General features: G+C 70.6%; 14 protein-coding genes. 5 read left to right on the forward strand and 9 right to left on the reverse strand.

Annotated elements, in window-relative coordinates; all coding sequences use genetic code 11:
• Nucleotides 1-72: 72 nt before the first annotated feature.
• From ABH935_RS28880 to ABH935_RS28890, 3 genes are all read right to left on the reverse strand, one after another.
• Nucleotides 73-792, reverse strand: a complete 720-nt coding sequence (locus ABH935_RS28880; RefSeq protein WP_370381075.1) for a response regulator — start codon at nt 790-792, stop codon at nt 73-75.
• Nucleotides 789-1,928 carry an ATP-binding protein gene (locus ABH935_RS28885; RefSeq protein WP_370381076.1) on the reverse strand — a complete coding sequence of 380 codons (1,140 nt, stop codon included), beginning with the start codon at nt 1,926-1,928 and terminating at the stop codon, nt 789-791. Before ABH935_RS28885 ends, ABH935_RS28880 begins: the two co-directional genes overlap by 4 nt.
• Nucleotides 1,929-2,205: 277 nt before the next feature.
• Complete coding sequence (locus tag ABH935_RS28890; protein WP_370381077.1) at nt 2,206-2,550, reverse strand: VOC family protein; 345 nt, start codon at nt 2,548-2,550, stop codon at nt 2,206-2,208.
• A 169-nt stretch (nt 2,551-2,719) separates the two neighbouring features.
• Here ABH935_RS28890 and ABH935_RS28895 point away from each other — a divergent pair, with 169 nt between their 5' ends.
• Nucleotides 2,720-3,916, forward strand: coding sequence for an ROK family protein (locus ABH935_RS28895; protein WP_370381078.1), 1,197 nt, complete (start codon nt 2,720-2,722; stop codon nt 3,914-3,916).
• Between the two features lie 7 nt (nt 3,917-3,923).
• Here ABH935_RS28895 and ABH935_RS28900 read toward each other — a convergent pair whose 3' ends face one another.
• The 4 genes from ABH935_RS28900 to ABH935_RS28915 form a co-directional block, all read right to left on the reverse strand.
• Complete coding sequence (locus tag ABH935_RS28900; RefSeq protein WP_370381079.1) at nt 3,924-4,181, reverse strand: hypothetical protein; 258 nt, start codon at nt 4,179-4,181, stop codon at nt 3,924-3,926.
• Between the two features lie 90 nt (nt 4,182-4,271).
• A complete protein-coding gene (locus ABH935_RS28905) occupies nt 4,272-5,117 on the reverse strand; it encodes a carbohydrate ABC transporter permease (RefSeq protein WP_370381080.1) in 846 nt (281 codons plus the stop codon).
• Nucleotide 5,118: 1 nt separating this feature from the next.
• A complete protein-coding gene (locus tag ABH935_RS28910; RefSeq protein ID WP_370381081.1) occupies nt 5,119-6,042 on the reverse strand; it encodes a carbohydrate ABC transporter permease in 924 nt (307 codons plus the stop codon).
• Nucleotides 6,042-7,406, reverse strand: a complete 1,365-nt coding sequence (locus ABH935_RS28915) for an extracellular solute-binding protein (protein WP_370381082.1) — start codon at nt 7,404-7,406, stop codon at nt 6,042-6,044. Before ABH935_RS28915 ends, ABH935_RS28910 begins: the two co-directional genes overlap by 1 nt.
• A 178-nt stretch (nt 7,407-7,584) precedes the next feature.
• On the opposite strand from ABH935_RS28915, the gene ABH935_RS28920 reads away from it, so the two are divergent.
• The gene (locus tag ABH935_RS28920; protein WP_370381083.1) at nt 7,585-8,610 is read left to right on the forward strand and encodes a LacI family DNA-binding transcriptional regulator; all 1,026 of its coding nucleotides are present in this window, start codon (nt 7,585-7,587) and stop codon (nt 8,608-8,610) included.
• A 39-nt stretch (nt 8,611-8,649) separates the two neighbouring features.
• The gene (locus ABH935_RS28925; protein WP_370381084.1) at nt 8,650-9,264 is read left to right on the forward strand and encodes a TetR/AcrR family transcriptional regulator C-terminal ligand-binding domain-containing protein; all 615 of its coding nucleotides are present in this window, start codon (nt 8,650-8,652) and stop codon (nt 9,262-9,264) included.
• Nucleotides 9,265-9,533: 269 nt separating this feature from the next.
• Here ABH935_RS28925 and ABH935_RS28930 read toward each other — a convergent pair whose 3' ends face one another.
• Both ABH935_RS28930 and ABH935_RS28935 read right to left on the reverse strand, forming a co-directional pair.
• Complete coding sequence (locus tag ABH935_RS28930) at nt 9,534-10,769, reverse strand: PucR family transcriptional regulator (RefSeq protein WP_370381085.1); 1,236 nt, start codon at nt 10,767-10,769, stop codon at nt 9,534-9,536.
• 70 nt (nt 10,770-10,839) lie between these two features.
• Nucleotides 10,840-12,315, reverse strand: a complete 1,476-nt coding sequence (locus ABH935_RS28935) for an APC family permease (RefSeq protein WP_370381086.1) — start codon at nt 12,313-12,315, stop codon at nt 10,840-10,842.
• Between the two features lie 302 nt (nt 12,316-12,617).
• Here ABH935_RS28935 and ABH935_RS28940 point away from each other — a divergent pair, with 302 nt between their 5' ends.
• Nucleotides 12,618-13,469 (forward strand): PaaX family transcriptional regulator C-terminal domain-containing protein, encoded by an 852-nt coding sequence (locus ABH935_RS28940; RefSeq protein ID WP_370381087.1) that lies wholly within the window; start codon nt 12,618-12,620, stop codon nt 13,467-13,469.
• Between the two features lie 120 nt (nt 13,470-13,589).
• Complete coding sequence (locus ABH935_RS28945) at nt 13,590-13,952, forward strand: hypothetical protein (RefSeq protein WP_370381088.1); 363 nt, start codon at nt 13,590-13,592, stop codon at nt 13,950-13,952.
• The last annotated feature ends 53 nt before the right edge of the window (nt 13,953-14,005 follow it).

The following is a 14,005-nucleotide window of genomic DNA, read 5'->3' on the forward strand; positions in this document are numbered from 1 at the left end:
GAAAGCACTAGCGTCCGGGCGTTTATTTCTCACGGACTACTCACGCCTCACAAACCGGTGACCGCGCTCCACTCACGATTTCCCCGCGGTCTCCAGCGGCTGGAAGCGATACCCCATGCCCGGCTCGGTCAGCAGCTGGCGCGGATTGGAGGGCTCCGGCTCCAGCTTCTGCCGCAGCCGCGCGAGGTAGAAGCGGAGGTAGCTGCCCTCCGGCTCGTGCTCAGTCCCCCACACGTGGGCCAGCAGCTGCTTGCTGGAGACCAGACGGCCGGGATGGCGCAGCAGGATCTCCAGGACGGCCCACTCGGTCCGGGTCAGGCGCACGGTCTCCGGCACGTCCGCGGGCGCCTCGGGAATCCGCTTCACCGTGCGGGCCGCGAGGTCGACGAGGTGGTTGCCGACGGCGATCACCGGGCCGGTGGTGTTCTCCGGCTCGGAGCGGCGGATCAGGGACCTGACGCGCGCGGCCAGCTCGTCCATGTCGAACGGCTTGGTGACGAAGTCGTCGGCGCCGGCGTCCAGCGCCTCCACCTTGTCCCAGGAGTCGGTACGGCCGGACAGCACCAGGATCGGCACCGTGGTCCAGCCGCGCAGGCCGTCGATGACCCGGACGCCGTCCATGTCCGGCAGGCCCAAGTCCAGGACCACCAGGTCCGGGGTCCGGCGCGCGGCGGCGGCCAGGCCGGCGGCGCCGTCGGCCGCGACCGTGACGTCGTAGCCGCGCGCCTGCAGGTTGATGCGCACCGCCAGCAGCAGCTGCGCCTCGTCGTCGACCACCAGCAGGTGCTTCATCGGGACGACGCCTCCCGCGAGCCGGCCGCCGGCCGTGCGGGCACCGGCCGGGCCGGCACGGTCACCACCATCGTGAGCCCGCCGCCCGGCGTGTCCTCGGGACGCAGCTCGCCGCCCATCGCCTCGACCAGCCCGCGCGCCAGCGCCAGGCCCAGTCCGACCCCGGCGGTGTTGTCACGGTCGCCGAGCCGCTGGAAGGGACGGAAGACGCGCTCGTGGTCGGTGGCCGGGATGCCGGGGCCGTGGTCGATCACGCGTATCTCCACCCTGTCGCCGTTCGGGATGTTCGGGATGTTCGGGGTGCGCGCGCGGGTCGCCGCGCCCGCGACCAGCTCGATGCGGGAGGCGGTGTGCTTGGCGGCGTTGCCGACCAGATTGGCCAGCACGCGTTCCAACAACGCGCTGTCGGCCACCACCGGCGGCACGCCGTCCGGGTTCGCCGCGAACGTGACGCGGCCCGCGGCCGCCGGCACGTCGTCGATCGCGCGCGGGATCACCTCGTCCACCGCGACCGTCTCCACCAGCGGCTTGAGCGCGCCGGACTGCAACCGCGACATGTCCAGCAGATCCTCCACCAGCCGCGAGAGCCGGCCCAGCGAGGTCTGCGCGGCGCCGAGCAACTCCTCGCGCTCACCGGCGGACAGCTCGAAGCGCGGATCGTGCAGCGTGTCCACCGAAGCCCGCGCCGCCGCCAGCGGGGCGCGCAGGTCGTGCGAGACCGCGTTGAGCAGCGCGGTCCGCATCCGGTCGGCGGCCTCCAGCTGCGCGGCCTCGGCGGCGGCCTGGGTCGCGCGCCGGAACTGCTTGCCGGAGTACTCGACCACCGAAGCCACCGTCACCGCGACAATGACGAAGGCCGAGAACGTGATCACGTCGTTGGCCACCGCGATGCGGAACGTGTGGATCGGCGAGATGAAGTAGTAGTCCAGCAGCAGCGCGGTCCACACCGCGGCCACCAGCGCCGGCACCATCCCGCAGACCCGCGAGATCGCGACCAGCGCGACCAGGTAGATGAGGACCTGGCTGCTCAGGTTCAGCCGCTCGGTGAGGTTCGTGAGCACGGCCGTCAGCAGCGGCGGCACCACCAAGGCCGCGACGAGTCCGCGCCACCCGCGCGCGCGTGCGAAGTCCGGCATCGGTCCTCCCCAGGCTCCTCGGCTCGCGGCTGCGCCCCGGGTCCGCACGCCCGGGATCTGGTGTGCAGCATATTGCGCGCGTAGTATCACGCGCGATCATGTGCTTCATGCGTGGGGTTGGGGGGAACCTTGAGACGCACAGCGGCAGCATTGGCGACGATCAACCGGTGCCGTTCCGGTGTCAGCCGCACAGTGCGGCTATGTCCACCTGTTCATGGACAATGCGATCGTTTTCCGGCAGCCGGAAAACGCATAGCCGCAGTTTTGACCAGCGGCCTCAGAGCCGGTCGGCCGGCCCGACCCGCAGCAACGCACCGTCGGGATCGGTCACCGCGAACACGGTCGGGCCGTACACGGCCGGGACCGGCACGTCCGGGCACTCCAGCCCGTCGTTCCGCCACTTCTCGCGTAGCTCCTCGGGCTCCTCGACCCGCAGGTACCACCCGGAGGGGTTGGCGGCGGGCTCGATGTCGGGGTCCGGGTAGAAGTGGACCTCCGCGTCGTCGTAGCGCAGGCGCAGATACTCGTCGGCGGCGTCCACGACGGTGAAGCCCAGGAAGCAGTAGAAGGCGCGGGTCCGTTCGAGATCGGCGCTGGGCAGGATGGGGACGCAGGTTGCCACATCTTCCAGCGAAATCCCTGATCGGCGCGGTGGCCATGGGTTCTCACGCAGCTCTCACGGACAGCTCGGGCATCCTCACGCTGTGCCAATGCGCCGTGCCCCGATGAGTCGTCCCGGAAGCGCCGACACCCTTGAACCGCAAGCGGCGCCCAAGCCGTACTCTGCGTCCATGAGCATCCGCGCAGTGCGCCCGACCACCGGGGTCACCGCGGCCACGCTCCGGGAGATGAACATCCGGACGGTGTGGTCGGTGATCGAGGGCGGCCACCCGATCTCCCGCGCCGAGATCGCGCGGCTCACCGGGATCTCCAAGCCGACGGTGTCGGTGCTGCTGGAGGAACTGCTGGCCACCGGCCTGGTGACGCAGTCCCCCGACTCGGCGCGCGACCCCTCGCACGGCGCGGTGTTCTTCGGCCCCAAGCCGGACGGCGTGCACGCGCTGGGCCTGGACCTCGGCGCGCACCGGCTGCGCGGCGTGCTGGCCGGGCCGGGCGCGGCGATCGCGGCGCGGCTGGACGTGGACGTGCACGGCATGGACGCCCCGCGCATGGTGACGGCCGCGGCGGAACTGGCCCGCGAGCTGGTCGCCGCGGCCGGCGTGGACGCCGCGACGGTACGGCACGCGGTGGCCGGGGTGCCGGGCGTCGTGGACCGGCACACCGGCCGGGTCTGGCAGGCGCTCAACATTCCGGCGCTGAACGGCTTCGCGATCGCCACAGAGCTGGAGGCGGCGCTCGGCGTGCCGTCCACCGTCGAGAACGACATCGACCTCGCCGCCCTCGGCGAGAACACGCACGGGACCGGCGCCGCCGCCGAGACCTTCGCGTTCCTGTCGGTGGGCACCGGCGTCGGCGCGGGCCTGGTGCTGCACGGGCACCTGCACCGCGGGCACTCCGGCGCGGCCGGGGAACTGGACACCGCGTTCGACGCCGAGGGGTTCGCCGCGAACGACCCCTGCGCGGCCGCGATCGTGGAGTACGCGAAACCGTTCGCGGCCGAGCTCACGTCCGAGCTCACGCCAGAGCTCACGCCCGACGGCGACCTGACGACAGAGCTGATCTTCGACCGGGCACGCGCCGGGCATCCGCGGGCGATCGCGATCGTCGAGGAGGTCGCGCGGCGTATCAGTGCTTATATAGGCGTGGTGGCGGCGGTCGCCGACGTCGAGCTGGTCATCCTCGGCGGCGGCATCGGGCTGAACGGCGATCTGTTACTGGAGCGGGTCGCGCAGCGCCTGCAGGAGCGGCTGCCGTATCCGCCGCGCCTGGAAGTGTCAGCACTCGGCGACAGCGCGGTCCTGACCGGCGCGGCCGCCATGGCCGCTGCGGTCGCCGTGGAACAGGTGATCAGGGAGCGGACCGGCTAGCGCGGCTCTAGGGCGTCTCGTCCCCGCCGAACACCACGATCCCGATCACCGCCAGCGTCGCCACGGCGACCACCACCGCACTGGCCGAACGCCACCGCCCCGGCGCGTACACGAGCACCACCAGCTGCGTGGCCACCAGCACGGCACCGACCGCCCACGGCAACCATCCGAGCTCCGCCGCCCGGGCGCGTGACGGCGGGGCGGCGGGGTCTGGCTCGCCGCCACTCTCGTCGGGTCCGGGGACCGGGTGGTCCGTACTGCTCACTCCACTGAAGGACCCGGACCGGCGGCCGGGCGACAACTCATTGAGGTGCCGATCCTAGCCGTCGGCCGCGCCGAAGGGCGGATCGGCTCCTCACCCCTTCGCCGCGCCGGCGAAGCGGAACGCGCCTCCCATCGCCCGCGACACGATCAGGTACAGCACCACGACAGGCATCGAATACAGCACCGAGTAGGCCGCGAGCTGCCCGTAGGCCACCGCGCCGTACTGCCCGAAGAAGGTGAACACCGTCACCGAGGCGGGCAGCTTCTCAGGGCTCTGCAGCAGGATGAAGGGCACGAAGAAGTTGCCCCACGCCTGGATGAACGTGAAGATCAGCACCACCGACATGCCCGGGGCGATCAGCGGGACCACGATGTACCGCAGCGCAGCCATCGGCGACGCGCCGTCCACCCACGAGGCCTCCTCCAGGCTGATCGGCACGTTGTCGATGAAGCCCTTGATCAGCCAGATCGCGAACGGCAGCGAGGTCGTCGCCAGGAACACCGCGGTGGCCGGCATCGAGTCGATCAGCTGCAACCGCAGGAACAGGCCGTAGACCGGGACCATGATCGCGGTGATCGGCAGGCCGGTCGCGAACAGCACCGTGTAGAGGAACGGCTTGCGGAAGCGCGTCTGGTATCGCGACAGCGGGTACGCCGCCAGTGTCGCGATCACCACCGTGATCAGCGCCGATCCCCCGCACAGCAGCAGTCCGTTCCACAACGGCCGCCACAGCATGTCCGTGTTCATCACGGCCCGGAAGTTGTCGATGCTCGGATGATCCGGCAGCTTCACCGAGGTCTGGGCCGAGCTGTCGAAGCACGACAGCACCAGCCAGATCAGCGGCGCCAGGAACGCCACCGCGATCAGGACCAGGATGCCCGTGCAGAGCATGCCGGCGGCGCGGCGGCGCGGCGTGTCAATCCCCATCGTCGCCATCTCAGGCCTCCGGTTTCAACACGCGCACGTACACGAACGAGAACACCGCGCCGATCGCCAGCAGCAGCAACGAGATCGCCGTGCCGTAGCCGACCTCGGAGAACTTGAACGCCTGCTGGTACATCAGCACCGGCAGCGTGGAGCTGGCGAAGCCGGGACCGCCGGCGGTCATGACGTAGATCAGCGTGAACACCGACAGCGTCTGCAGGGTGATCAGCATCAGGTTGGTCACGATGGAGGGCCGGATCAGCGGCAGGACCACCGACCACAGCCGGCGCCAGCCGGTCGCGCCGTCCAGCTCGGCGGCCTCCTGCACGTCGGTCGGCACGTCGTCCAGCGCGGCGTTGTAGACCAGCATCGAGAACGCGGTGCCGCGCCAGGTGTTGGCGATGATCACGGCGAGCATCGGGCTGCTGTAGAGCCAGTCCTGGGAGCCGATCCCGAGCGCCCTGGTCACCTGGTTCAGCGTCCCGTCCTGGCCGAGGAACGCGTACCAGATGAACGCGCTCACCACCTCCGGCAGCACCCACGCCGAGACCACGATCGCCCCGACCGTCCCGCGCAGCCAGCGGTTCCGGCCGCGCATCAGCAGCGCGATGCCCAGCCCCAGCAGGTTCTGGCCGATCACCGCCGAGCCCAGGACGAACACCACGGTCAGCCAGATCCCGTTGGTGACGTTGGGATCGGAGAACAGCCGGCGGAAGTTCTCCAGCCCGACCCACTGCGGGTTCTGCGCGCCGTCGCCGGTCAGCGCGGCGTTCGTGAACGAGCTGTAGACGCTCCACAGCACCGGGCCGAGGAAGAACAGGAAGAGCATGATCAGGGCCGGCGCCAGCGGCAGGTGCCGGGTCGCGCGGGCGGCGCGGGCGCGGCGGGGGGCCGTGATCCGCCCCACCGCGCCCGCGAGGTCTTCGCCGATCGCCATCAGCTGCTGCCCGCCGCCACATTGCCGGAGCCGACGATGCCCTTCAGGGTCTCGGTGTACGTCTTCATGGCGTCCGCCGGCGACGCCTGGCCGGTGATCACCGCCTCGGTCGCCACCTGGATCGCGTCGGACACCTTCGGGTACTCGGCGTAGGCCGGGCGGTAGTTGGTGACCGGGACCAGGCCGGTGAAGAAGGCGGTGGTGGGATTGGAGTTCTGGTACGCGGGGTCCGAGGCCACGTCGTTGCGGACCGCGATCTGGCCGTCGGCGTCGTCGTAGGACGCGGAGTTGTCCTTGTTCAGCGCCAGCTCGACGAACTGCGCGGCCAGGTCCTTGTTCTTCGACTTCGCGGTGACCGACAGCGTCCAGCCGCCGGACATGCTGGTGGTGCCCTTGCCGCCGCCGTCCTGGGTCGGCATCGCCGCCTCGCCGAGCGCGGTGGACCACGCCGGCCAGGGCTTGGCCCCGGTCGCGGTCCAGGTGCTGGTGACCCAGGAGCCGTCCAGGTCGATGGCGAGCTTGCTCGCGGGGAGCAGCTGCCCGCCGACCACGTTGCCGATGTTGGGGTCGAGCTCCTGCTGCGGCGGGACGGTCAGGCCGCCGCTGTAGGCGTCCTTGAGGAACTGCAGCGAGTCGGTGAAGCCCTTGCTCGGGGCGATCCACTTCTTGCTGGAGCCGTCGTACAGGGTGTCCTGCGTGCCGTACAGCAGCATCTCGAAGCCCTGCATGGTGCTGCCCTCGCCGTCGGGCTTGCCCGAGTAGACGTTCAGCGGGATCACGCCGGGATCGTTCGCCTTGATCGCTTTAGCCGCTGCCAGGACGTCGGCCCAGGACTTCGGCTGCCACGGCACGGTGATCCCGGCCTTGGTCAGCAAGTCCTTGTTGTAGTAGAGCGCACGGGTGTCGGTGCCCATCGGGACGCCGTAGGTCTTGCCGTCCAGCCCGCGGGCCGCGGCCTTGGCCGTGTCCGGGAACTGGGACCAGTCCGACCAGGTCGACAGGTAGGAGTCCAGCGGCGTCAGGTAGCCGGCCTGGATGTCGGAGTTGATGAGGAAGGTGTCCTCGTAGACCACGTCGGGCGCGGTGGAACTGGAACCCATCATCAGGTCGATCTTGGTGTAGTAGTCGTTCTCGGACACGTTGATCGGGTCCAGTTTGACCGTGATGCCCGGATGCGCGGCCTCGAACTGTGCCTTCACCTTCTGCATGTGCGCGTCGACGTGGATCTCGTTGCCGAACTTCTGGTAGGCGACCTTGAGCGTTTTACCTCCGCCGCCGCCGCTGGAGGAGGACGACGAGCAGGCGGTCAGGGCGAGCGCGGCAGCTGCACCGGCGCACGCTATGCGTAAACTCTTAGACAACATCCTGACTCCTTCGCGACAACGTGTCCGCCGCGTGGCGCGCGGTGGAGAGTGCGGACCGAGTGGCGCCGTGCTTTGAGAAAACGTTATTTTCGCGTTAATCTAGGCGCGCGGTCCGGGGCATCGTCAAGCCCTGCGAATGTCTCGATCAGGTCACGACAGGCCGTGGAGCGGATATGCCATGACGAAGGCTTCAGGGCGCCGGTCCAGACGCCCGACGATGGTGGACGTCGCCCGCGAGGCCGGCGTCGCGCTGAGCACCGTGTCGAGGGTTGTCAACCACGACCCGACGGTCGGCCCGGAGTTCGCCCGCCGCGTGCAGACCGCGATAGACACGCTCGGATACCGCCCCGACGAACAAGCGCAGCAACTCCGGCGCGGCACCAGCCGCACGATCGGCGTCGCGGCCCGCGAGATGTCGGCCCGCAACCCGCTGCTGGCGGAGTTCGAACGCGGCGCGTACGCCTCGGGCCTGACCGTGTTCGCCGCCTCCACCGCCGACGACGTCGAGCGCGAACGCACCGTGGTGCTGTCGATGGCGCGCCGCGGCTTCGACGGCGTGGTCGTGGAGCCGATCGGCCCGGACCACTCCTACCTGGCGCCGGAGATGGCCGCCGGCCTGGCGGTGGTGGCGGTGGACCGGCCGGTCGCCGGCCCGGAGACCGACGCGGTGCTGGCGGACAACGCCTCGGGCGTGCGCATGGCGTACCGGCAGCTCGCCGCACACGGCCACACGCGCATCGCGTACATCGGCGACCATGAGCGGATCTTCACAGGACGGGAACGCGCGGCGGCCTTTCGGGCGTGCCTGAGCGCCGACGGCCGCGCGGTGACCGGACTCGTGCACACCGGGGAGACCGAGCAACGGCGGATCAGCGCGGCGCTTCGTACGGTGTTGTCGGGCGCGGCGCCGGTCACGGCTCTGGTGACGGGGAACGTCACCACGACGTTCGCGGTCCTGACCCACCTGGCGACCGAGGTTCCGCCCGAGCTCCGGCCGGCGCTGGTCGGATTCGACGACTTCCCGCTGGCGGGCCTGCTGGATCCGCCGGTGACGGTAATCGCGCAGGACAGCCTGGGCATGGCACACGCGGCACTGCACCTGATGACGGCGCGGCTGGCGGAACCGGAGCGGGCGCCGGAGACGCTGACGGTTCCGGTACGGCTGATCGAGCGAGGGTCCGGGGAACGGCCGCCGACGGCCTGACACCCCTAATGGCCCCGCAGTTTCATTAGGATGCGGGCCATGCCCGACGAACCCTCGGCCCCCGGCACGCTCCGCCCCGGCGGCCGCACCGCCCGCACCCGCGCCGCGGCCCTGCGCGCAGCCGAGGACGCGCTGATCGAGACCGGCTTCGACACCCTGGACCTGGCCGACATCGCCCGCCGCGCCGACATCGGCAAGACCACGGTCTACCGCCGCTGGGGCACGCCGGCGGCACTGGTCGCGGACCTCCTGCTCGACATGGCGGAGCAATCCCTCCCCCGCACCGAGACCGGCACCCTGGACGGCGACCTACTCGCCAACGCGCGCCTGGTCCGCAAGACACTGACCGAACCACGATCGAGCGCACTGTTCAAAGCGGTCATCACGGCAGCCGCCAGCCACCCCGACACCGCCACCGCACTGCACCGCTTCTACGCGACCCGGATCACGGAGTGGGCCCCATGCGTCGAGCAGGCCGCAGCGCGCGGGGAGGTGCCGCAGGACACTGACGCCGCGGAGGTGATCCGCGCGGTGTCGGCGCCGCTGTACTACCGGTTCCTGGTCAGCGGCGACGCGCTCGACGCGGCGAGCGCCGAGCGTGCGGCTTCGGCTGCTGCTGCGGCGGCTCGGGCCGGCGTGTACGTGCGGAAGTGAGCGCCGAGCGTGCGGCTGCTGCTGCGGCTCGGGCCGGCGTGTACGTGCGGAAGTGAGCGCCGAGCGCGCTGCAGCTGCTGCGGCCGCTGCTCGGACTGGGATCTATCTGCGGAAGTAAGCACCAAGCAAGCCCCTGCGGCAGCGGCCCGGGCCGGGGTCTGCGTGCGGAAGTGAGCGCTGAGCATGCGGCTACGGCTGCTGCTACCACCACCACTGCGGCGGCGGCTGCTGCCTGGGCCGGAGTCTGCATGCGGAAGCGAGCACCTTGCTCACCGCTGCTCCCCGATCCCGTCCTGCCGCTCACCGTCATCCTCCGCCAGCAAAGCCACGCGCCCCCGATCCACCTCGAACGCCAGGCTCAGCTCGGCGACCTGCCGCGGATCCGACAGCGTCCGGCCGGTCCGCTCCTCCAGCCGGCGGAGGCGGTAGCGCACGGTGTTGGGGTGGACGTACAGCCGGCGGGCGGCCTCGTCGGCGGAGCCGCCGTGGTCGAGCCAGGCGCCGAAGGTGTCCAGCAGGATGGCGCGGTCCTCGGCCGGCATGGGCTCCAGGCCGGCCAGGATCGCGCGGGACAGGCGCGCCATCACGTCCGGGGCGCTGGCCGCCGCCACCGACAGCGAGTCGCGGCCGAAGACCACGACCTTGCCGGGGCCTGCCGAGCCGCGCAGCGCGATGCGGGCCAGGCGCAGGGCCTGGGCGGTGCCGGTGAGATCGTCGTAGAGCGGGCTGACCCCGACCCGGCCCACGCTGCCGGTGGCCAGCGCGTCGATGAGCACGTCCAGCTGGTCGGCGGGGCGCGGCAGGCTGGCCAGGCCGATCTCGACGTCGTGCAGGAGCCGCCAGGCCGAGGTGATGCTCTGCTGCTGCAGACCCTCCTCGATCCCGCGGCTCACGCCGTGTTCGCCGGCGCCGGCCACCCGCGCGGCGATGACCACGTACGGGCCCTGGTGCGGCAGCCGCAGCGCGTCGGCGGCCTCCCACACCTGCGGCTCCGACAGGTGCCCCTCCAGCAGCGCCTGGATCAGGGCCGAGCGGCGCTGCTCCTCGCTGCGGATCCGGGCCGCGAGCTCCGTGCGGTAGCTGTCGGACATCACGTCGGTGAACCCCGACAGCCGCCCCCACAGCGCGGAGGCGGCACGCAGCGCGACACGCGGCGGAACCTCGTCCCGCTCGGCGGCCTCGGCCAGGTGCTCCCAAATGAAGGACAGCGAGATCTGGTAGGCCTCGAACACCGCCGACATCGGCACGCCTTCGGCGGCGCGGGAACGCCCGGCCATGTCGGCCGGCGCGTTGCCGTCGAGGTCCGGGTCCAGCAGCCCGTCGAAGATCACCCGATAGTGGTCGGTGACGGAGCGGTACAGATCCGCGATCGGCACCCGTTCGGCGTACACCGGGATGAGGGCGTTGATCCGCGCAGTGACGGCGTCCGCGAACTCCTCGGTGCGCTCCAGCATGCGCGCGGCCAGCGCTCGGGCACCGGCCTCGACCTGATCGTCGTCCCCCACAGCTACGCATCGTAGCGATCCGGCTATCCCCCGGAATGGGTTTTCCCAGTTCCGGGAGTTCCCATTTTGCTCACTGCCGGCCGGGGTCGGCGTCGATCAGCCAGCGCGTCGCGGCGCGCGGGCGCAGGTACAACACCCAGTAGAGCGCAGCCGCCGCGGTGGCGCCGAGCGTCCAGTAAAGATCCGAGGGCTGAGTACGCCAGAGCTCGAACAGGATGCCGACCAGGCTGCCCACGACCAGGACCGGGACCACCGGCCACAGCGGCATCCGCCACGCGCCCTTCGCCTTGTGCGCGCCGCGCCGCCCGACCAGCGCCGCGACGGCGACGATCAGGTACAGGCCGGTCACCGCGACGCCGGTGATGCCGTTGAGCGTGTCGACCGGCGCGAAGCACAGCGCGGTGCCCGGCGCGCCGACCGCGAGCGTGGCGACCCACGGCGCCCCGAAGCGTGCGGAGACCGTGCCGAGCGCCCGGTTCACCGGCGCCGGCCAGGCCTTGTCGCGCGCCGAGGCGAACAGGATGCGCGAGTTCTGGATCACCATGACGATCGCCGCGTTGACGATGGCCGCGGCGATGCACAGCGCAACGAAGGCGCCGACGGCGGAGTCGCTCCAGCTCTTGACCAGCCCGATCAGGTCGAAGTTCGCGCCGGTCAGGGCACTGGCACCGCCCGCGCCGAGGGTGATGGCGACGGTCGGGACGACGACCACGACCGCGCCGAGTCCGAGCGTCCACAGCACGGCGCGCGAGACGTTGCGCCGCGGCTCCTGGATCTCCTCGGAGAGGTAGACGGCGGTCGAGAAACCCTGCAGGGCGAACAAGGCGACAGCGAGGCCGACCATGATCGTGCCGAAGGGCAGCGCGGTGGAGTGCTGTCCGTCGGACACCACCGGGTGCAGCAGGACGCCGGCGCCCTGGTGGGTGTGCGCGAAGCCGAGCACGGCCACCAGCCCGGCGGCGATCACCTCCAGCACCAGGAAGACGCCGGTGATCCAGGCGTTGGCGCGCAGGTCGAAGACGCCCATGACGGTCGAGGCGGCCATTACGAACGCGCCGGTGTAGGCGCCGCTGACGGGGAGCGCGGGGATGGCGGCGTGCAGATACTTGCCGGTCCCGATGGCGATGATCGGCGGGATGATGAACGCCGCGACGCCGGCCAGGAAGAAGGTCAGCCAGCCGGAGACCCGGCCCAGCAGCGAACCGACCATCGCGTACTCGCCGCCGGCCGAGGGGATCAGGGTGCCGAGTTCGGAGTAGCAGAAGGCGACGCCGACGCACAGGACGCCGGCTATCGCCAGGGTGAGGGCGGTGCCGGTGCCCTGCGTGGCGAACAGGCCGGGGACGATCACGAACAGGGAGCTGGCCGGGGTCAGGCAGGAGAGGGTGAGCAGGACCGCGCCGACGAGGCCGAGGGAGCGGGCGAGTTCGGGCTTGGCGGGAGCGCCATCGGCGGCCGCTTGAGTCTTCGAGCTCTTCGAGCTCTTCGAGCTCTCCGAGCTCTCCGAATTCTCCGAGGCGGAGGGCCGGGCCAAGATCTCGGTCATACTCCGCTACCGCCTCCATGCCTGGGGAACCCGGGTCATGAGCAACCCGTGTGTTCGGGCTATGAAAAGTGATGGACGTAACGAGCGTCAAGGGTCCCCAGCCGCGGAATCCGCAGTAAAAGCGGACATAGCGAGACCACCCCAGGCGCGTATTCGATCAAGTCCTGACGAACTTCTCCCCTACACCTCCCATCACCATTTCATTCACAGGCCCAACCTCTCCCCCGCCTTCGATCACAAGGCAACGGAAACCCGTGCACTCGACAGAAAATCGACGCCGCGCACCGGTACCGTGGTGCGTCATGGAGGGGTCCGAGGCGTTGCCGCGCGTCACCCGGCGTCGCGAGATGAACACGGTCAGCGCACGCTCGCTGCTGATGACGCTGCTCGGCGAGTACGTCCTGCCGCGCGAACGGCCGCCGTGGACATCGACCCTGGTCGAGGCGCTGGGCACCGAGGGCGTCGAGGAGAAGGCGGCCCGCCAGGCGCTGGCCCGCACGTCCGCAGAAGGCTGGATCGCCTCCGAACGCGTAGGCCGCCGCGTCCGCTGGACCCTGACCCCCGAAGGGCGCCACCTGCTCACCGAGGGCGCCGACCGCATCTTCACCTTCGGCCGCACCCCGAACACCCCGCCCTGGGACGGCCGCTGGCTGATGCTCCTGGTGACCGTCCCCGAAACCCGCCGCGACCTCCGCCACCGCCTCCGCACCCGCCTCACCTGGGCCGGCTTCGGCACCCCCGACCCCGGCATCTGGATCAACCCCAACCCCGCCCGCGAACAGGAAGCGCGCGAAGTCCTCCAAGACCTCGACCTGGCCCACGGCGCGATGTCGTTCACAGCAGCCCACGGCACCATCGGCAGCCAACAGGCGATGGTCACCCGAGCCTGGAACCTCAGCACCCTGGAAGCCGACTACGAAGCCTTCATCACCACCTTCAGCACAACAACCCCCACCACCGACGCCCAAGCAATGCGAACCCAAACCCGCCTAGTCCACGAATGGCGCCGCTTCCCCTTCCTGGACCCCCGCCTCCCCCAGGAACTCCTGCCCACCGACTGGACAGGCACCAAGGCAGTGGAGATCTTCCACGCCCGCCACGCCGAGTGGCACCCAGCCGCCCAGCGGGGGTGGGACGCGCTCGACGGCGGGTAGGGGATGGCGGTTTCAGATTCGTTCCCTATGCTGTGCGCACCAACTGGGGAGGCATTGGTGGCCGGCCGCATCGTCGTCATGAGGGAATCAGCGTGGAGCGGCTGGACGGTTCGGTTCGGGGTGCGCGTCGACGACAAACGGGTCGGCAAGGTTCGCAACGGCGACAGCCGGCACTTCGAGGTGGAGCCGGGTGTGCACCGCGTGCGGGTGAATCAGACCGGGTTCGCCTCGCGGACGCTCGTGGTCAGCGTTACCGAGGGTGAGACCGTGGTTCTGCGGAGCCGCGTGCGCTTCTGGGCCAACTTCCTGATCGGCATGGCGGGCGCCCTCATCGGCAGTAACGGTGTCTGGTTGCTGCTCAAGGGTCCGACCGCGGCGACGGTGATCCTCTTCGCCGTCGGTGTGGCCGGGATCGTCGTCTCCATCGCGTCGAAGGCGCTGATCAGCCTGCGTCCGGACGCGGCCCTCGGCTACCGGCCGTAGGTCACTCACCCGACCGGCCCGCCGCGACGTGTCGCAACGGCCCCCCACCTCGT

Origin of the sequence: Catenulispora sp. GAS73 (genome assembly GCF_041262085.1) — a bacterium.
In the GTDB taxonomy this organism is placed as follows: Bacteria; Actinomycetota; Actinomycetes; order Streptomycetales; family Catenulisporaceae; genus Catenulispora.

Excerpts from the sequence above, each read along its gene's own strand:
- ABH935_RS28880 (WP_370381075.1), bottom strand. The coding sequence starts at position 792 with ATGAAGCACCTGCTGGTGGTCGACGACGAGGCGCAGCTGCTGCTGGCG.
- ABH935_RS28885 (WP_370381076.1), bottom strand. The coding sequence starts at position 1,928 with ATGCCGGACTTCGCACGCGCGCGCGGGTGGCGCGGACTCGTCGCGGCC.
- ABH935_RS28895 (WP_370381078.1), top strand. The coding sequence starts at position 2,720 with ATGAGCATCCGCGCAGTGCGCCCGACCACCGGGGTCACCGCGGCCACG.
- ABH935_RS28905 (WP_370381080.1), bottom strand. The coding sequence starts at position 5,117 with ATGGCGACGATGGGGATTGACACGCCGCGCCGCCGCGCCGCCGGCATG.
- ABH935_RS28910 (WP_370381081.1), bottom strand. The coding sequence starts at position 6,042 with ATGGCGATCGGCGAAGACCTCGCGGGCGCGGTGGGGCGGATCACGGCC.
- ABH935_RS28915 (WP_370381082.1), bottom strand. The coding sequence starts at position 7,406 with ATGTTGTCTAAGAGTTTACGCATAGCGTGCGCCGGTGCAGCTGCCGCG.
- ABH935_RS28920 (WP_370381083.1), top strand. The coding sequence starts at position 7,585 with ATGACGAAGGCTTCAGGGCGCCGGTCCAGACGCCCGACGATGGTGGAC.
- ABH935_RS28925 (WP_370381084.1), top strand. The coding sequence starts at position 8,650 with ATGCCCGACGAACCCTCGGCCCCCGGCACGCTCCGCCCCGGCGGCCGC.
- ABH935_RS28935 (WP_370381086.1), bottom strand. The coding sequence starts at position 12,315 with ATGACCGAGATCTTGGCCCGGCCCTCCGCCTCGGAGAATTCGGAGAGC.
- ABH935_RS28940 (WP_370381087.1), top strand. The coding sequence starts at position 12,618 with ATGGAGGGGTCCGAGGCGTTGCCGCGCGTCACCCGGCGTCGCGAGATG.